19 protein-coding genes are annotated in these 19,057 nt (G+C 40.4%); 1 reads left to right on the top strand and 18 read right to left on the bottom strand.

Annotated features, from left to right (window positions below; all coding sequences use genetic code 11):
* Window positions 1-81: 81 nt before the first annotated feature.
* From metK to OVN23_RS02860, 18 genes are all read right to left on the bottom strand, one after another.
* Window positions 82-1,272, bottom strand: a complete 1,191-nt coding sequence (metK, locus tag OVN23_RS02945; protein WP_173253322.1) for a methionine adenosyltransferase — start codon at window positions 1,270-1,272, stop codon at window positions 82-84.
* A 369-nt stretch (window positions 1,273-1,641) separates the two neighbouring features.
* Window positions 1,642-2,985 carry a DEAD/DEAH box helicase gene (locus OVN23_RS02940; protein ID WP_267240432.1) on the bottom strand — a complete coding sequence of 448 codons (1,344 nt, stop codon included), beginning with the start codon at window positions 2,983-2,985 and terminating at the stop codon, window positions 1,642-1,644.
* 398 nt (window positions 2,986-3,383) lie between these two features.
* Window positions 3,384-4,199, bottom strand: a complete 816-nt coding sequence (locus OVN23_RS02935; protein WP_267240431.1) for an endonuclease/exonuclease/phosphatase family protein — start codon at window positions 4,197-4,199, stop codon at window positions 3,384-3,386.
* 51 nt (window positions 4,200-4,250) lie between these two features.
* Entirely contained in the window at window positions 4,251-6,431 is a 2,181-nt protein-coding gene (locus OVN23_RS02930) for a PTS transporter subunit IIBC (protein ID WP_267240430.1), read from the bottom strand.
* A 183-nt stretch (window positions 6,432-6,614) separates the two neighbouring features.
* Window positions 6,615-7,541, bottom strand: coding sequence for a permease-like cell division protein FtsX (gene ftsX / locus OVN23_RS02925; RefSeq protein ID WP_000625550.1), 927 nt, complete (start codon window positions 7,539-7,541; stop codon window positions 6,615-6,617).
* Window positions 7,534-8,226 carry a cell division ATP-binding protein FtsE gene (gene ftsE / locus OVN23_RS02920; RefSeq protein WP_000022265.1) on the bottom strand — a complete coding sequence of 231 codons (693 nt, stop codon included), beginning with the start codon at window positions 8,224-8,226 and terminating at the stop codon, window positions 7,534-7,536. Before ftsE ends, ftsX begins: the two co-directional genes overlap by 8 nt.
* Window positions 8,227-8,243: 17 nt before the next feature.
* Window positions 8,244-9,339, bottom strand: a protein-coding gene (gene prfB, locus OVN23_RS02915) for a peptide chain release factor 2 (RefSeq protein WP_261053750.1) whose coding sequence is annotated in 2 segments (ribosomal slippage) — window positions 8,244-9,266 and window positions 9,268-9,339 — 1,095 coding nt in all. Because the reading frame shifts where the segments join, the coding sequence is not laid out codon by codon here.
* Window positions 9,340-9,446: 107 nt separating this feature from the next.
* Complete coding sequence (locus OVN23_RS02910) at window positions 9,447-10,103, bottom strand: CBS domain-containing protein (protein ID WP_000268660.1); 657 nt, start codon at window positions 10,101-10,103, stop codon at window positions 9,447-9,449.
* Between the two features lie 418 nt (window positions 10,104-10,521).
* Window positions 10,522-11,232, bottom strand: a complete 711-nt coding sequence (locus tag OVN23_RS02905; protein WP_000062200.1) for an ABC transporter ATP-binding protein — start codon at window positions 11,230-11,232, stop codon at window positions 10,522-10,524.
* Window positions 11,232-11,996: an ABC transporter ATP-binding protein gene (locus OVN23_RS02900; protein WP_001185997.1), complete on the bottom strand. Its 765-nt coding sequence runs from the start codon at window positions 11,994-11,996 to the stop codon at window positions 11,232-11,234. The genes OVN23_RS02905 and OVN23_RS02900 overlap by 1 nt, the downstream gene beginning before the upstream one ends.
* Window positions 11,996-12,952, bottom strand: coding sequence for a branched-chain amino acid ABC transporter permease (locus OVN23_RS02895; RefSeq protein WP_000662286.1), 957 nt, complete (start codon window positions 12,950-12,952; stop codon window positions 11,996-11,998). Before OVN23_RS02895 ends, OVN23_RS02900 begins: the two co-directional genes overlap by 1 nt.
* Before the next feature lie 3 nt (window positions 12,953-12,955).
* A complete protein-coding gene (locus OVN23_RS02890; RefSeq protein WP_000941427.1) occupies window positions 12,956-13,825 on the bottom strand; it encodes a branched-chain amino acid ABC transporter permease in 870 nt (289 codons plus the stop codon).
* Window positions 13,826-13,940: 115 nt separating this feature from the next.
* The gene (locus OVN23_RS02885) at window positions 13,941-15,101 is read right to left on the bottom strand and encodes an ABC transporter substrate-binding protein (RefSeq protein ID WP_050221575.1); all 1,161 of its coding nucleotides are present in this window, start codon (window positions 15,099-15,101) and stop codon (window positions 13,941-13,943) included.
* Between the two features lie 102 nt (window positions 15,102-15,203).
* Entirely contained in the window at window positions 15,204-15,452 is a 249-nt protein-coding gene (locus tag OVN23_RS02880; protein ID WP_000462126.1) for a YlbG family protein, read from the bottom strand.
* A gap of 78 nt (window positions 15,453-15,530) precedes the next feature.
* Window positions 15,531-16,121, bottom strand: a complete 591-nt coding sequence (gene clpP, locus OVN23_RS02875) for an ATP-dependent Clp protease proteolytic subunit ClpP (protein WP_267240415.1) — start codon at window positions 16,119-16,121, stop codon at window positions 15,531-15,533.
* A gap of 172 nt (window positions 16,122-16,293) precedes the next feature.
* Window positions 16,294-16,923: a uracil phosphoribosyltransferase gene (upp, locus tag OVN23_RS02870; RefSeq protein WP_000515974.1), complete on the bottom strand. Its 630-nt coding sequence runs from the start codon at window positions 16,921-16,923 to the stop codon at window positions 16,294-16,296.
* Between the two features lie 88 nt (window positions 16,924-17,011).
* Entirely contained in the window at window positions 17,012-17,479 is a 468-nt protein-coding gene (locus tag OVN23_RS02865; protein WP_000136973.1) for a deoxycytidylate deaminase, read from the bottom strand.
* An 18-nt stretch (window positions 17,480-17,497) separates the two neighbouring features.
* A complete protein-coding gene (locus OVN23_RS02860) occupies window positions 17,498-18,055 on the bottom strand; it encodes a TetR/AcrR family transcriptional regulator (protein WP_267240410.1) in 558 nt (185 codons plus the stop codon).
* A 124-nt stretch (window positions 18,056-18,179) separates the two neighbouring features.
* On the opposite strand from OVN23_RS02860, the gene OVN23_RS02855 reads away from it, so the two are divergent.
* Window positions 18,180-19,025 (top strand): DegV family protein, encoded by an 846-nt coding sequence (locus OVN23_RS02855; RefSeq protein WP_267240409.1) that lies wholly within the window; start codon window positions 18,180-18,182, stop codon window positions 19,023-19,025.
* The last annotated feature ends 32 nt before the right edge of the window (window positions 19,026-19,057 follow it).

Below are 19,057 nucleotides of genomic sequence, written 5' to 3'. Positions count from 1 at the left end.
TTTCACAAAATGGATTTTCAGAACAGTATCCCAGTATAGTTAAAAACTATAAAAAAGAGAGGAAGTTCCCCTCTTAATATTTTATTTGACTGCTTCTTTCAAAACCTCTACCTTGTCCAAACGTTCCCACGGAAGATCAATATCTGTACGTCCCATGTGTCCATAAGCCGCTGTTTGACGGTAAATTGGGCGCTTGAGATCCAGCATTTGGATAATTCCTGCAGGGCGAAGATCAAAGATTTGACGAGCCGCTTTTTCAAGTTTGCTTTCAGCTACTGTTCCTGTACCAAAGGTATCGATACGGACAGAAACAGGCTGGGCAACACCGATAGCGTAAGCCAATTGCACTTCTGCTTTCTTAGCAAGACCTGCTGCAACGATATTCTTTGCAATATAACGAGCTGCATATGACGCAGAACGGTCCACCTTAGTCGCATCCTTACCAGAGAAGGCACCACCACCGTGACGAGAGTAGCCACCATAGGTATCCACGATAATCTTACGACCAGTCAAGCCTGAGTCTCCTTGAGGTCCACCGATTACAAAACGACCAGTAGGATTGATGAAGAATTTTGTTTGCTCATCCAAGTAAGAGGCTGGAATAACCTCTTTGATAACCTTGCTAATGACATCATTGTGAATTTGTTCGTTGCTGACTTCTGGATCGTGCTGAGTTGAAATAACGACTGTGTCCACACGTACTGGACGGTCATTTTCATCATACTCAACTGTAACTTGTGATTTAGCATCTGGGCGAAGATAGCTGATTTCCCCAGACTTGCGAAGTTCTGCCAGACGACGAACCAATTTATGACTGAGTGAAATTGGCAACGGCATGAGCTCTTCTGTTTCATCCACTGCAAATCCAAACATGAGCCCTTGGTCTCCAGCACCAATTAAGTCAAGTGGGTCTTGATTAACATTTCCACGGACCTCCAAGGCTTCGTTAACACCTTGGGCAATGTCAGGAGATTGTTCCACCAAAGATGGGTGTACTCCTACAGTCTCAGCAGAAAAACCATACTCGGTATTGGTATAGCCAATCTCTGCAATGGTATCACGAACCACACGGTTAATATCTACATAGGCATTTGTAGAAATTTCACCAAAAACGTGGACAGATCCAGTGTATACAGCTGTCTCAGCAGCAACGTGCGCCTCTGGATCCTGTTCTAAAATAGCATCCAAAATCGCATCTGAAATTTGGTCTGCAATCTTATCTGGATGCCCCTCAGATACAGACTCAGACGTGAATAATTTACGTTCTGACATAAAAATGTCCCCCCTTAAAAATAGTGTTATAGAGTTACAAAGTACTGATAGAAATCCCTATCATCTACGAGTTGCGACGCGAAAGAAATAAAAACAATACTTTTTTATTTCTGAAACTAGTAAGGCGCATAGGGTGACCGCATTATAGCGGCAACCGTAGAATGACGAGCGACTACTTTGGAGCCGTCATTCTTTGCGAGTTGCGACTCGCAAGAAAAAATAGAAATACCTACCATCTTATCGGGACTATATAACTTTATCATTATACCATTTTTCAACACAATTTGCAGTCTTTAATGTAGTGTTTCGGTTTAGATAGTTCGTTCTCATAAAGCAAAAAGTTGGAGCTCCGTACTCCAACAATTTCTATTAAAATGTTTGGCGTTTTGCTTTACGCTCTGCACGACCTCGAGCGCGATTTTCTGCACGCTTGGTCTTACGGCGCTTTTCATCAACCGCCCATTGAATTTTCTTCTTATAACCTGGTTTGACTTTTTTCTTTTTCTTTTTAACCAAACCAATCATTTCGATATCAAGTTTATCTTGTTTTTTCTCACGGTTGGCACGACGATCACGGTCATAAGTATCTTGAAATTCCCCGTCTTTGATCATCTTAGGAGTAAACTTGATTCCCAATTTCTCCAACTCACGGATATCCGAGTCATCGCTTGGTTGGTAAAGGGTAATGGCTGTACCTGGTAGGCCATTGCGTCCAGTACGACCAACACGGTGCACAAAGAAAGATAAGTCTTGCGGAATGGCATCATTGATGACATGGCTGACACCTTCAATGTCAATCCCACGCGCTGCCAAGTCTGTTGCGACAATGTACTCAAAATCCAGATTTTTCACCTGATTCATGATTCGCTTACGTTCACGAGGAGCAATATCTCCATGAATCTTCGCTACCTTCAATCCTTGAGCAGTCAGATATGAATGCAATTCATCAGCACGTGTCTTAGTATTAACAAAAATCATTGCCAAATAAGGCTGCATCAACTGAGTCAACTGATAAATTTGAGCATTCTTGTCACGTCCCTTAGTAGAAATCAACCAATTATCAATAGTGTCAGAAATGACCGTTTTGGTCTTGATTTTCTCCATGACAGGATTTGATAAGTATTTTTTCAAGAATGGTTGCAATTTTTGTGGAATAGTCGCTGAGAAGACCATGAATTGCAGGTCTTTTGGAAGGCTGCTAGCAATCTTATCAACAGTTTCTAAGAATCCCATATCCAAGGTCATATCTGCCTCATCAACCACAAAGGTCTTGGCCTTGTGAATAGCTAAATCACCAGATTTAACCAAGTCGTAGATACGGCCTGGTGTTCCAATAACAATATGAGGCTGATTGCTTGCCAATTTTTCAATCTGGCGAGCCTTATCAGTACCACCCACGTAATTAACCACACGAACTTCCACTTCTGAGTGGGCAGCAATCTGACGGGCTGCTTGGTAAATTTGAGTAGCTAATTCACGGCTCGGTGCAGTAATGACTGCTTGAACACTATCGCTGATTTCATCTAATTGCTGGAAAATCGGCAATAGGAAAGTGTGAGTCTTACCCGAACCTGTTTTTGATTCTCCTACTAGGTCACGACCTGCCAAAACAATGGGAATCAACTTATCTTGCACCTCTGTTGGAGTTGTAAATTTTAACTCCTCCAAGGCTTCTCTAATATAATTTTTAAATTGAAATTTCGTAAATGACATACTATCCTCGATTCTATCTATCTTATCAATTATACCACATTTTATTCCATTTCAGTAGTCTCACTTATTTATACTCAATGAAAATCAAAGAGCAAACTAGGAAGCTAGCCGCAGGTTGCTCAAAACACTGTTTTGAGGTTGCAGATAGAACTGACGAAGTCAGTAACATCTATACGGCAAGGTGAAGCTGACGTGGTTTGAATTTGATTTTCGAAGAGTATTAGGCTATTTCCAGTAGCTTTTCTAATCAGAAAAAGGCTGGAATTTTATAATCCCAACCTCTTTTCATACTCAATGAAAATCAAAGAGCAAACTAGGAAACTAGCCTCAGGCTGTACTTGAGTACGGCAAGGCGACGTTGACGTGGTTTGAATTTGATTTTCGAAGAGTATCAGTTATTATTTCCAGTTTAAAATAGCACTCAAGCCATAGTGATCACTGACTTGCGGACTATTGTTACCATCAAATACAACATGTAAATTTTCTACCTCTAACTCTTTGGTAGTAAAAACATAGTCGATTCGAAGGGGTTCAGTGTTCCCTTTCCATCCATCTATTTCTGGTGGAACAGTATAGCTACCACTTTTCTCTTGACTAACTTCAAAAGCGTCTTGTAAGCCCAATTGACTAGCTAAAATAGCTTGGTAGCCTTCCTTACCGGCTGGGTTGTTGAAATCTCCAGCTAGCAAAAGTGGCTTATTCAATTCTTTCAAGACAGCTTCAAATCGTGCCCATTCTTCTTGGAAACCTTTATCCCACCAAGAAAGGTGGACACTTGCAACTGCAAGCTCCTTACCATCGACTACAGTTTCAGCCAAGGCAACACGGCGAGTATGATAGTCTGTTGGATCATCCACATCTGAAACCAAAATTTCTCTGGCTTCAATAGGTGTTTTAGACAAGATAGCCACACCTTCATGGTAGCGGTCATAACCGATATGATTATAGGCCCAAGTCCAGTAGTAATTTTTCCCTTGCTCAGACAACTTTTCAACCAAGAGTCTAACATAGTGATCTTGGTGAATAGGCTCAGCTGCTGGCAAAGCTTGATAAAGGTCATTGACCTCCACCTCTGAAGAGGTGATCTCCTGATTGATTTCTTGGAAACAAATCAAATCATAGTCCTTTTCAAGAATATCCTCAAGCAAAATCTGGAATTTTTCCTCAGCTTCTTTCTCCATCCAACTGTGAGTATTGAGTGTTAAAAATTTCATTCTTTTCTCCCAAAATAAGAGGTTGGAATACAGCTTCCAACCTCAAGTATATTACAATTCTACTTTAGCAACTGCTGTTTTAGCTGCAAGAGAACCTGTTTTTTCTAATTTAACTGATTTAATTGCATCACCATTTGTGAAGACAACTACTGTTGAAGTTTCACGACCTGCTGCACGGATAGCATCCAAGTCAGCTGTGACAAGAAGATCACCTGCTGCAACTTTTTGTCCTTCAGCTACATGAACTGTAAATGGTTTTCCTTCAAGACTTACTGTGTCCAAACCAATGTGAACCAATACTTCAAGACCTGCTTCAGTCACAAGACCAAGAGCATGTTTTGTAGGGAAGATGCTTGATACAGTACCTGAAACTGGAGATACAATGTTTCCATTTGCAGGTTCTACAGCAAATCCGTCACCCATCATTTTTTGAGCAAATACTGGATCTTTTACTTGTTCCAAAGCAAGAACTTGACCGTCAGCTACTGAGTAAACTTCCTCAGTAAGACCTTTGAAGTGAACAGTGTTTTGTTGTGCTTCAGTCATTTGACTTGGAAGAGTTTCAGGAATAATTTCACCTGAATCAAGGATATCTTGGATATCAGATTTCAATACGTCAGCTTTTGGTCCATAGATAGCTTGAACCCCTTGTCCTTTCATGACAAGACCCATAGCTCCTTCTGCTTTCCATTGTTCTGCATCACCGACTTTGTCAGCATCTTTTACAGTTACACGAAGACGAGTCATACATGCATCAACATCAACGATGTTTGCACGTCCACCAAGAAGGTTGATAATATTTACAGCTTGAGAACCTGCTGCAACTTTCACTTCGCTGCTAGCTTCTTCTGAACCTTCAGCAGTTTCGTAATTTCCGTTACGTCCTGGAGTTGCGTAGTTGAATTTTTGAATCATGAAGTTTGCGATAAAGTACATGATTACGGCAAAGAGAACAGTTACCCAGATAAAGTTAACAATATCCATACCGATACCAGCGCTAATCGCAATAGGTGTACGAGTCAAGAACTCGATTGAACCGAATGAGTGCATACGTAGGTTTACTACATCAGCCATAGCGAAGGCAGCACCTTGAACAAGTGAGTAAACAAGATACATAGGTGTTGCTACAAACATGAACATGTATTCGATTGGTTCAGTAACCCCTGTCAAGAATGTTGCAAGAGCTGTCGCAATCATCATACCTTTATATTGATGTTTCTTATCAGCATCAACATTACGGTAGATAGCCACGATCACACCCATCAAGATACCGAATGAACCGATCATTTGTCCAACTTTGAAACGAGCTGGGTGAACAGTATCTAACAATTGTTGGTAGTGACTTGCATCAGTACCTTTGAGGTTAACAAGGTCTGTTACCCATGCAAGCCATAGTGGGTCTTGACCAAATACTTGAGTACCTTTAGCTGCACCAGTTAAAATGTCATAAGTACCACCAAGAGCTGTGTAGTTCATTGGGATAGTCAACATATGGTGAAGACCAAATGGCAAGAGCAAACGTTCCAATGTACCATACAAGAATGGTGCAAGGATTGGAGCAGTTTGTTGTGAGTTAGCAATCCAGATACCAAAGCTATTGATACCAGTTTGCACAAGTGGCCAGAAAGCTGAAAGTACAATTGCAGCAATTATTGAACGAAGAATAACTACAAATGGTACAAAACGTTTTCCGTTAAAGAATGAAAGTGCATCAGGAAGCTTACGGAAGTTATAGTATTTATTGTAAGCAGTTGCTCCAATAAAACCAGAAATAATCCCTACGAAGACACCCATGTTCAAGGCTGGAGCTTCAAGAACACTGATAAAGTAATCAGCAACTTTGATTGAACCACCAAAGAGAGTAGTTACCATAGCATCTGGATTTTTCAACATATCGCCTGATACACCAAAGATTGTACCAGTGATACGGTTAATCAAGATGAAGGCAAGACCAGCGGCGAAAGCACCACCAGCACGTTCTTTAGCCCAGCTTCCTCCAATAGCGAGGGCGAACAAGATATGAAGGTTAACGATAACTCCCCAACCGATTTGCTCTAGTACACCACCAGTAATAACGAGTGGTGCAAAGGTTGGGTTAATCATCACGATAGACTTACCGATTGAAATCATCAAACCAGCAGCCGGCATAACCGCGATAACCACCATCAAAGCCTTACCGAATTTTTGCCAAAATTCGAAAGACAAGACATTTTTGAATGTATCTTTCATCATTCAAATCTCCTTTATTTTTATTTAGGTAAACGTTTTACGAAAACGTTTGCACCTTTTATGATTTAATTATACCACTTTAATTTTTTTTGTAAAGGCTTTTACAAAAAAAATTACACTTTTTTCTAAAATTTTTGTAGCAAAAAAGGAGATCATTTAATCTCCTCATAAAAGTAGCTAGTTTACCTAAATCTTCAAGAATCGGCGCATGGAAATTCCTGATCCCAGTGAACCGATGAAAATTCCAATCACAAATAATAGGGCAATCATCAGAGGAGTAAATACCTCTGGCGCAATCATAGAAAGATTTTGACCTACCAATGACTTATTGACAGATTGGTAAACCATTCGATAAACAATAAAGACCAACACTGATGGCGCAGTTGCTCCAAGCAAACCAATGAAGGCACCTTCAAGTAAGAAAGGTCCACGGATATAACTGTTCTTAGCACCAACCAAGCGCATGATTTGAATTTCGCGACTGCGAGAAATAATGGTAATACGAATGGTATTTGAAATCAAGAAAACTGCAATGAAAATCAAAAGTCCTGCAATAACTAATCCCCAAACACGGATAAATGATGCTAGTTGGAATAGGCGTTCTGTATTGGCACCACCATCCTGAACCTCAGACACACCTTCAATTTTTTTAGCATCTTCAGCCACAGTTTTTACATCACTTGGCGTATTTGTATCAACGATATAGGCATCATAGAGGGGGTTGGCATCTCCTTCAAAAATTTTCCAGTTATCACCCATTGTCTCGGTTAATTTTTCATATTGTTCTTCTTTACTTGAAAAAGTAACACTCTTAACAGTAGACATCCCCTTCAAAGCATTGTATACCTTGTGGTAGTCATTATTTGTAACAGTTTGACCTTCTTTTTCAATAGTCTCGCTATTATCAGCTACATCCTTGCGAATATAAACCATTACTCGAACATTATTTTCAATATCTGTAGCTAGTTTCGCTGTATTGAAAATAACAGAAGCAAATATGGCAACCAAGGTCAAAGTAATCATGACTGAGCTGACAGCAGCCACTGTCATCCAACCATTTCGTTTCAAACTTTTTAGTGATTCAAATAAATGGCGAAAAAATCTACTAATCATCGTATCCATACTCTCCTTTTGATTCGTCACGAACGACACGCCCATTTTCAATGGCAATGACACGGTGGCGCAAGGTATTTACAATCTGGCTATTATGAGTCGCCATCAAAATAGTTGTCCCTTGTAGGTTAATCCGTTCCAAGAGATTCATAATTTCCCATGAATTATCCGGGTCCAGGTTTCCTGTTGGTTCATCGGCTATCAGTACTTTGGGATTATTTACAATAGCACGCGCAATCGCAATCCGCTGTTGCTCTCCACCTGAGAGCTCATTTGGGAAAGAGCGAACCTTGTGCTTCAACCCAACCAAGTCTAAAACTTCCATCACACGTTTTTTGATATTACGGCGATTTTCCCCGATTACTTCCATAGCGTAAGCAATATTTTCATAGACCGTTTTCTTTGGCAATAGTTTATAATCCTGGAAGACAACCCCAACACTACGACGTAGAAGCGGGACGTCTTTCTTTTTGATCTTAACCAGATTAAAACCAGCAACTGATAGGCTTCCTTTATCGATTTTTACTTCACGATATAGAGAACGAATGAAGGTTGACTTCCCTGCTCCTGAAGGTCCTACAATGTAAGCAAATTCCCCCGGTTGAACGCTGACCGAAACACCGCGTAGGGCAGTCGTTCCGTTGTCGTATTTTTTGACGACATCTCTCATTTCAATGATTGACATGTGAGTTCCTTTCTATCTTAGCTGATTCGCCACTTGAGGTAGGCATCGATAAAACCATCTAGGTCTCCGTCCATAACCTTATCTACCTGAGCAACTTCAAAGCTAGTTCGATGATCTTTTACCATAGTATAAGGCGTGAAGACATAAGAACGGATTTGGCTTCCCCATGTGATTTCTTTTTTCTCACCCTTGAGGGAATCTACCTCCGCAGCTTTCTTTTCTTGCTCCATTTGATAGAGCTTAGCCTGCAACATCTTCATAGCTCGATCTCTATTTCCATACTGGGTACGATCCACTGTTGATTGGACAACAATTCCAGTTGGAATGTGGGTCAAACGCACACCTGTTGAAACCTTATTGACGTTTTGTCCACCGGCACCACCTGAACGGAAGGTATCCATCTTGATGTCATCTTCCCGGATTTCCACTTCAATGGTATCGTCCAACTCAGGCATCACTTCTACAGATGTGAAAGAGGTATGGCGACGTTTAGCAGAGTCAAATGGTGAAATTCGCACCAAACGGTGTACTCCCATTTCTGACTTTAGAAGACCATAGGCATTAGGTCCTTCAAATGATAAGGTTACCGACTTAATACCAGCTTCATCTCCTGCTTGGTAATCCAATACTTCCACTTTAAAGCCTTTGGCATTTCCATAGCGAGTATACATACGAAGCAACATATCACCCCAGTCCTGCGCCTCAGTACCACCCGAACCTGGATGAATTTCCAAAATCGCATTATTATGGTCATAAGGTTCTGACAAGAGAAGGGTCATCTCGTAACTGGTCATCATCTTATCAAGTTCTGATAACTGTTCGACCAGTTCATCATGCACTGAATCGTCTTCTACTAAAAAGTCCAATAAAATTTCAACTTCATCCTGCAACTCTTCCATCTTATGGAAGGTATTGTAAGTGTTTTTTAATTCATTTAATTCTTGCGACGTTTTTTGGGCCGCGATATTATCGTTCCAAAAATCAGGTTCTGTCATCTTGTTTTCCAAGATGGCAATCTCTTCCTCTAAACCTTCTAGGTCAAAGAGACCCCCTGAAAGAAGCTAATTTTTCACGATTTGCGTCAATTTTCTGACGAATTACTGAAATGTCCATAAATACTCCTTTTTTACATCATTTCATTATAGCATATTTTATCATTTCTTTCCATCTTTTGCTCTACTCCTCTTTTCATGAAAAAAGAAGCCTTTCGGCTTCCCTTCTTACAAGACTTTTGCTGAAGTACGAGTAATTTCTTCTACTTGAATATTCTCTGATTCAAATTTTTCTTTCAAGGCTGGTAAATCAATTGAGCCATCGATTTGAACTTCGATAATCACCTTACCATCTTTACGCGGAATATTGACTGTATGAGAGATATTCAAATTTTCTTCTGCAATCAAAGAAACAATCTTTCCGAGGACACCAACTTCATCTTCTGTAACAAAGCGCACACGAATTCCTTCTTCTCCATAACCAGCAATTTCAAGGAAGGCTTGGAAAACGTCACGGTCCGTAATAACCCCATAGACTTGATGGTTGTCTACGACAGGAAGAATACCAATCTTGTTTTTCAACATCAAATAAGTTGCATCTTCTAGACTAGCATAACCTGAAACAGTGACAACATCGCGAATCATGACATCTTTTACTTTGGTCTTATTCAGAAGATAATTCATCTCATAGATAGAAAGACTGGTTGCTTTTGATGGACTTGCTTGGGCAATGGTTCCCTCAGTCACCAAACCAACTAATTGATCATTTTCGATAACAGGCAAGCGGTGCAACCCTTGCTCTCTCATCAAATCTGCTGCATGAGATACTGTTGTATCTGGACTAATATAAACTACCTTGCGGGTCATAAAATCTTTAACTGCCATGAGACTTCTCCTTTTCTATTCTTATCTCTATTATACAATCTTTTTGTAAATCTATCAAACGCTTACATTTCTTTTTCAAAATTCAGAAAAGTATGAATAAGCTAGCAAAAAGAGCTCTGAAATCGAGCTCTGTGAATGAAGGATAGGTACGCTTCATTCGATTTTATTTCAATTATCAGAAGCTAACCTTCCAGTGCAGATGAGAATTGCTTCGCAATCTTCATCCGCCGACTAAAAAGGTCCCCCGGACTATAATGATGATTGCTTCGCAATTTCCATCCGCAACCTAAACTAGTCTCCCAGACTATGCGAAGATTACTTCGCAATCTCCATCTACCGACTAAAAAGGTCCACTGGACTATAATGATTATTACTTCGTAATCTTCATCTGCCGACTAAAAAGGTCCCCCGGACCTTTTTAGCCACCCAGATATGCTTTTCTGACTTCTTCTGATGAGGCGAGTTCTTTTCCTGTTCCGGACAGGACGATTTTCCCTGTTTCCAATACATAGCCTCGGTCAGAGATTGCGAGTGCCTTATTGGCATTTTGTTCAATCAAGAGGACAGTTGTCCCTTGCTTCTGGATATCTTGAATGATATCAAAAATCTCTTGGATAAAGATTGGGGCAAGTCCCATTGATGGTTCATCTAAAAGAAGAAGTTTTGGTGTTGACATAAGAGCGCGTCCCATGGCAAGCATTTGTTGTTCTCCTCCTGAAAGAGTGGCTGCGTCCTGGTTCTTGCGTTCTTCAAGACGTGGGAAGCGTGAAAAGACCTTCTTCAAGTTAGCTTGATTTTCTTCACGATTTTTCTTTAAGAAAGCTCCCATTTCAAGATTTTCCATAACAGTCAAGCCAGGAAAGACGTGGCGTCCTTCTGGAACTTGCGAAAGACCACCTGCCACGATTTTCTGAGCCGGCATTTTTTGGATTTCTTGACCTAAAAATTCAATCTTTCCTGAACTCGGTCTAACCAAACCAGACAAGGTACGGAGAATGGTTGTCTTACCTGCACCATTGGCACCGATAAGGGAAACTACTTCTCCTTCATTAACTTCAAAGCTTACATCACGGACTGCTTGGATCATACCGTAATGCACAGAAAGATTATCAACTTTTAACATAGACATTAGGCTTCACCTCCTAGATAAGCTTCGATAACGCGTTTATTGGTCTTAATTTCGTCTGGAGTTCCCTGAGCAATCAAACGACCATATTCAAGTACGTAGATACGTTCTGTTACTTCCATGACCAGATTCATATCGTGTTCAATCAGCATGATCGTAATCTTAAATTCATCTTTGATACGACGAATTAACTCAGTCAATTCAGCTGTTTCCTGCGGGTTCATACCTGCGGCTGGTTCATCTAAAAAGAGAATTTTAGGTTCCGTAGCAAGGGCACGAACAATTTCCAAACGACGTTGTTGTCCGTAGGCAAGATTTTTAGCAAGAGTTTCTGCATCACCATCCAAATCAAAGATTTTCAACAATTCCAAAGCCTTAGCCTTTAATTCTTTTTCACTCTTGTAAAAAGCTGGTAAGCGCAAGAAACTAGCAAAAACATGTTGTTTGTGATGGTTGCCAAAAGCAATCAAAACATTGTCCAAAACTGTTAAGTCTTTAAAGAGACGGATATTTTGGAATGTACGTCCAAGTCCCAAAGAAGCAATCTTATAAGGTGACTTTCCATTCAAAAGGTGACCATCTAGGGTTACTGTTCCCTCGCTTGGTTCATAAACACCGGTCAAAAGATTGAAAAGAGTAGTTTTCCCAGCTCCGTTTGGACCGATTAGTCCAACCAATTCCCCTTCGTTCAATTCAAGAGTCACATCTCCAACAGCTGTTAGACCGCCAAAATGTTTGGTTAACTGTTTTACTTCAAGTAATGCCATTAGTTTTGTTCCTCCTTCTTAGATTTTTTAAAGAAACGTGATAGACTCAATTCCCATGTTCCAAGGAGTCCACCTGGTCTGAAAATCATTACCAATACCAAGGCCAAAGCATAAATAATCATACGCACGCTGGCAACATCTTGGAGAAGCATATTCAAAATTCCAAGAACAATAGCTGAAACGATGGCACCTGTAATGGAACCTAGTCCACCAAATACAACAATGATCAAAACGTTGATTGAGTTGATGAAAGTATAATCTTTCGGTACAACAGACCCGATAAATCCTGCCTGAAGTGACCCTGCAATACTTGCAGTAATAGCACCAAAGACAAAGGCGATGATTTTAATTTTAGTCGTATTAACCCCAACTGACTCAGCAGCAATCTCATCCTCACGAACGGAGAGGGTTGAACGACCAATTGGACTACGCAAGAAGTTCAAGGTTGCAATGGTTGTAATCACGACAAAGAAGTAAACCATTTGCCAAGTTGTAAAGTTTGGAATTCCCAAGATACCTGCTGCACCATTTGTAAGGCTTCCACCATTGATGATAAAGATACGGATAATTTCAGAAACACCAAGAGTCGCTACCGCAAGATAGTCCCCCTTCAAGCGTAAGGTTGGAATTCCGACAAGCAAGGCAACTGCCCCTGAAAGCAAAGCCCCTATCAGCATGGCTCCAAAGAAGGCACCGTAGGTTGGTGATTTAGAACCAATAATAGCTGCTGCATAGGCACCAATCGCCATAAAACCAGCATGCCCAAGTGAAAATTGTCCTGAAAAACCAACGATTAAGTTGAGACCAACAGCCAGAATAATATTAATTCCGATTTGTTGTAAAATCTGTACATAGAATAGATTGAGTACTCCGACTGAAACCAGTACACTAATCAAGCCATAGCCAGCTAACAAAAGAAGTAACCATAGAATATTAACTTTTAAATTTTCCTTCATCGTTTACACCTTCTCTTTCACATTTTTACCAAGGATACCAGCTGGGCGGACAATCAAGATCAACAACAAAATTCCATAAACAATGGCATCACGGAAGTCTGACATTCCAAAGGCTGTCGCAAAGGTTTCCAATAGACCAATCACAAAGCCACCAAGAGCCGCACCAGGAATAATTCCGATACCACCAAGTACTGCGGCAACGAAAGACTTAAGACCTGGAGTAACCCCCATCAAAGGCTCAAGAGAGTTATAATAAAGGGCAATCAGAACACCAGCCGCACCCGCAAGAGCTGAGCCCAAAGCGAAGGTAAAGCTGATCGTACGGTTTACATTGATCCCCATCAATTGTGCCGCATCGCTATCTACGGATACCGCACGCATGGCTTTCCCCATCTTAGTCTTTTGGACAATGACTTGTAACAAAATCATCAAAATCAAGGAAATGGCCAAGATCATTAACTGAACGTTTGTTAGGCTAACTGGTCCCAAATCATAGCGAACTGTTTGAATCGCTTGAGGGAAGGCACGAGTATTGGCACCAACCAGATAGACCATGCCATACTCCAATAGGAAAGAAACCCCAATAGCTGTAATCAAAACAGCAATACGAGTAGAGTGACGCAAAGGTCGGTAAGCAAGGAACTCAATCACGACACCAAGAATAGCTGTCGCTAGCATGGCTACAATAAGCGCTACAAAGAAATTCATTTGGAAAGAATTAATCAAGAAATAACCGATAAAGGCTCCCATCATATAAATATCACCATGGGCAAAGTTGATGAGCTTGATAATTCCGTAAACCATGGTATATCCTAGGGCTAACAGCGCGTAAACACTACCTAGAATCAAACCATTTACTAGTTGTTGGAGCATAAGATTCACTCTTTCTATTTATAATTTGGAGGGTTTTCCCTCACTTTTTGATAGGTTCTTAAACATCGAAACAGGGAGTGAGTCCGAGGCTCATTCCCTATTTCAACATTTTCTATTATGGTTTTACAACTTCTGCTGCTTCAACCTTACCATTGTTCATGGTCATCATGTAAGCAGTTTTGACTGTGTTGTGGTCTGCATCAAAGCTTGTTTGACCAGTTACACCTTCAAAATCTTTTGTTTTAGCAAGGTTATCCTTGATCTCACCTGAGTTTTTAGCACCTTTTGCTGCGTTTGCTACAAGGTGAACTGAGTCATAAGCCAAGGCTGCAAATGTTGAAGGCTCTTCATTGTACTTAGCACGGTATGCGTCAAGGAAGGCTTTTGCTTTAGCTGAAACTTCTACAGTAGTTGAGAAGCCTGAGATAAAGTAGATGTTTGATGCTTTTTCAGCAGTTGCTTGTTGTACAAACTCCTCACCGTTAAATCCATCACCACCAACGATTGGTTTGTCAATTCCCATACCACGCGCTTGGTTTACAATTTTACCAGCTTCAGTGTAGTAACCAGGAACGATGATAGCATCAAAATCTTTCCCTTTCATTTTTGTAAGGGCTGCTTGGAAGTCTGTGTCACCTGCTACGAAAGTTTCATCTGCAACGATCTCACCCTTGTAGGATTCGCGGAAAGATTTAGCAATACCTTTAGCATAGTCGCTGGCATTGTCAGTGTAAAGAACGACTTTCTTAGCTTGCAATTTATCAGTAACATAGTTTGCAATAATTTTTCCTTGGAAGCTATCTTGGAAAGTTCCGATAAAGAGGTAATCTTGACCTTTAGTCAATCCATCTTGAGTCGCACTTGGCGAAATCAATGGAACACCTGCTTTTGTAGCGTTAGCCACCGCAGCTGCAGTCGCACCAGATGTCGCAGGTCCTACGATTGCTGATACTTTAGATTGAGTTACAAGGTTAGTTGTTACTGAAGCCGCCTCAGCTGTTTCAGACTTGTTATCTTTATCAACTACTTCGATTTGTTTTCCATCGATACCACCTGCTGCATTGATTTCATCAACAGCAAGTTGGGCACCTTTTTGTTCAGATGTTCCGTAGGCTGCTACTGCACCAGTTTCCTCAAAGTTAAACCCGATTTTGATTGTCTTTTCCTCTACTGAGTTACCAGCAGTGTTGACTGCTCCAGACTTCACTTCTCCACAGGCTGCAAGAAGTGCTACACTTGCAAGCGCCACAAACGATAGGGCAAATTTTTTCTTCATCTTTTTTTGTCTCCTTATTTCTTAAATAGTCTGTTAAGAATATATCGAATTATCAGAAAATTGTCAACACTTTTCTTTAAATTTTTATCTGATAACGTTTTCCTATCGGTAAAGGTTACCCACAAAGGGTGTTTCCAGCTCTTGGATATGACAAACTCTGACTTTTTTTATAAATTTTTCCTTGCTCAAGCGCCCGACCAATTGCTCCACTTCTTGAGTTGGAACATAAAGTTGTAAGTAACGATGTTTCTTGGAATGATAGGTAATATCTCCATAATCCTGCAGTTTTTTGGCATCACGATTATAGTAAAGATAGATAATCAAGCCAGATCGATTGACTTTTTCAAACATGATAAATCCTCTTTCTAAGAAATCTCTCCCTATTATACCAAAAAAAGCAAACCCAGTCGAGTTTGCCTTCTTTGATCATTAATTCAATGAATTGTTGGCCATGATTTCATCAATAAAGCCATATTCAAGTGTTTCTTGGGCACTCATCCAGTTATCGCGTTCTGCATCTGCATGGACTTTTTCGATTGACTGACCTGAATTTTTAGCCAAGATTTTTTCCAAGGTATTACGAGTTTTAAGCAAGTGTTCTGCAGCGATCGCCATATCGGTTTGTTGAGTACCACCACCTGTACCACCCATTGGTTGGTGGATCATGTACTCAGCATTTGGAAGCATGAAACGTTTGCCTTTTGCTCCACTTGATGCAATAACAGTCCCCATAGATGCAGCCATTCCCATAACGATGGTTTGGACATCTGCCTTAATAAAGTTCATGGTGTCAACGATCGCCAAACCAGCTGAAACGGAACCACCAGGTGTATTGACATAAAGGTAAATATCTTTTGTACTATCTTGGGCATCCAAGAAAAGCAACTGGGCAATAACTGAGTTGGCCATGTTGTCTTCAACTGGGCCTGTCAGCATAATGATGCGGTCTTTGAGAAGACGTGAGTAAATATCGTAAGAACGTTCTCCACGACTTGTTTGTTCAATAACTACAGGAATCATTTATTTCTCCTTTTGAGTTTTATTTTTGTTGGTCAAATGACTAAAGATAAGACTATTATAATATATTGGTCAAAAAAGGTCAAATTTTTGCTCTGTTTTCATTAGACAGAAACAAAAATTCAACCTCCTTTCGTGACTGGAAATCCTTTTCCAAGTCATTCTTCTTTTAATTTTATTTCGTACCGAACAAGCGGTCTCCAGCATCTCCAAGACCTGGAACGATATAACCGTGTTCGTTCAAGCGTTCATCCAAGGCTGCTGTAAAGATTTCTACATCTGGATGAGCTTCTTGAAGGGCTTTTACACCTTCTGGAGCAGATACAAGGCAGACAAACTTGATATTTGATGCCCCACGTTTTTTAAGTGAGTCGACAGCTAAGATTGCTGATCCACCTGTTGCCAACATTGGGTCTACCACAAAAATTTGACGTTGGTCAATATCTTCAGGCAATTTTACCAAGTACTCAACTGGTTGAAGTGTTTCTTCATCACGGTACATACCGATGTGACCAACTTTAGCAGCTGGAACCAAGCTCAAGAGACCATCAACCATCCCGATACCTGCACGCAAAATTGGAACGATGGCCAATTTCTTACCTGCCAATTGTTTTTGAACTGTTTTTGTAATTGGTGTTTCGATTTCCACATCTTCTAGTGGAAGATCACGAAGTACTTCATACCCCATCAACATTGCAATCTCATCTACTAGCTCACGAAAAGCTTTTGTAGAAGTATCTGTACGACGCAAGATTGACAATTTGTGTTGAATCAGCGGGTGATTAATAACTTCAATTTTTCCCATTTTTGGAATTCCTTCTTTCAATTTATTCTTCTTATTATACCAAAAAACGGTTTAAAAATCTTTCTAAACCATTTATTTTTGATAATTTTTACATTAGATCAGCCTCTTTAAGAGCTGCCTGTACTGTCTCAAGTGGTAAATGGGTCAATTCTGTTCCCTTTTCTTGATAAAGGTATTGGGCATAGTCGTCCATTCTGTACTGGTTGATATAAACCACGCGCTTGCAACCGACCTGCAGCAATTGTTTGGTACAGTTCAGACAAGGAAAATGGGTTACATAGGCTGTAAAACCTTTTGGAACACCACGTTCTGCACCTTGAAGGATAGCATTGACCTCAGCGTGAAGGGTGCGAACACAGTGGCCTTCAATGACCAAACATTCGTGGTCAATACAATGTTCGGTCCCTGACACCGAACCATTATAACCAGTGGAAATAACCTTATTATCCTTAACCAGAATCGCACCCACTTTGGCACGTTTACAAGTGGAACGATTGGCAATTAGTAAGGCTTGGGCTGCAAAATACTCATCCCATGCTAGTCTTTTTTCAGTCATATCTCTTCTCCTTTTTCTCTATTTTTTAAAAAATGGTAACCGTAAATCCGCTATCTTTTCAGCAGGTACCTTCATGCCATCCTTGATCCATTTTAGGAGGACAGAGACGATGGCCGAGCTCCAGAAGGAATGAAGATAAGAGCTGACACCTTTTGATTTCCCATGGTATTTTTCTAAAAATTCCTGCATGGCTTGGACAAAGATTTTTTCCAGATGATAATCCAAGGCCAGTTGAATCACTCTGGCTTCCTTTCTTGCTTCTCGGAAAAGGTGAACCCAGACCAGATAAAGGTCTGTCTTTAAATCATAATGATGCAACTGTTCCATAATATTGTGGACACTCCGTTTAAAGACACTCTCTAAAATTTCCTCTTTGGAATCATAATTGCGATAAAAGGCCGCACGCGAAACGCCTGCACGTTTGACCAATTCAGAAATACTAATCTTGGTCAAGTCCTTTTTTTCTAAGAGCTGCAAGAGGGCTGTTTCGATGGATTCTCTAGTTAATAAATTGGATTCTTGGTTTGATTTTCTGAGATTTTCAAGAGACTTTTCAGAGATTCTACGTTCAGACATAACATTTTCTTTCTACTTGTCACAACAGACGGATGAGGCTTTTGTTTCAAGGGCTTTCATGATATAATTGTAAAAAAAGACAGAACCTTTGTCAATGTATAACTGACAAAGATGGAGAATTTCTATGACTTGGAAGATTATTGCTGACTCTGGTTGTGATTATCGTCAGCTGGCAACACCAGCTATTGACACGACCTTTGTAAGTGTTCCTTTAACCATTCAAGTAGCTGATCAGGTCTTTGTTGATGATGCCAGTCTTGACATTGACCAAATGATGGAAACCATGTATGCAACCGCAGAAGCTTCAAAATCAGCTTGTCCAAGCCCAGATGATTATTTGCGAGCATTTGAAGGTGCCAAAAATATTTTCCTAGTAACCATCACTGGTACTCTCTCTGGCAGCCACAATAGTGCTCAACTAGCAAAAAATATTTATCTGGAAGAACATCCTGATACTAAAATTCATGTAATTGATAGTTTGTCTGCTGGTGGGGAAGTTGACTTGCTCGTAGAAAAATTGAATGACTTGATCGACCAGGGCTTATCTTTTGAAGAAGTGGTTGAAGCTATCACTGCCTATCAAGAAAAAACCAAGTTACTTTTTGTCCTAGCCAAAGTCGATAACTTGGTGAAGAACGGCCGTTTGAGCAAGCTTATCGGTACGGTCGTTGGCCTTCTAAATATCCGTATGGTCGGAGAAGCTAGTGAAACTGGAACCCTTGAATTGCTACAAAAAGCACGAGGACCAAAGAAATCAGTTCAAGCAGCCTATGAAGAGTTGATAAAAGCTGGATATGCTGGTGGTCGTATTGTCATGGCCCAACGCAATAACGAGAAATGTTGCCAACAGCTTTCAGACCGAATCCGTGAAAATTTCCCACAGGCGGATATTAAAATTCTCCCAACATCTGGTCTCTGCAGTTTTTATGCAGAAGATGGTGGTTTGCTGATGGGATATGAAATTGATTAATTGCATTCTTGACAAGAGGTGACTTCATCTCT

Origin of the sequence: Streptococcus sp. Marseille-Q6488 (genome assembly GCF_946902925.1) — a bacterium.
GTDB lineage: Bacteria > Bacillota > Bacilli > Lactobacillales > Streptococcaceae > Streptococcus.
Note: the sequence above shows the minus strand (reverse complement) of the source record. Positions and strands in the feature narration are given on the sequence as shown.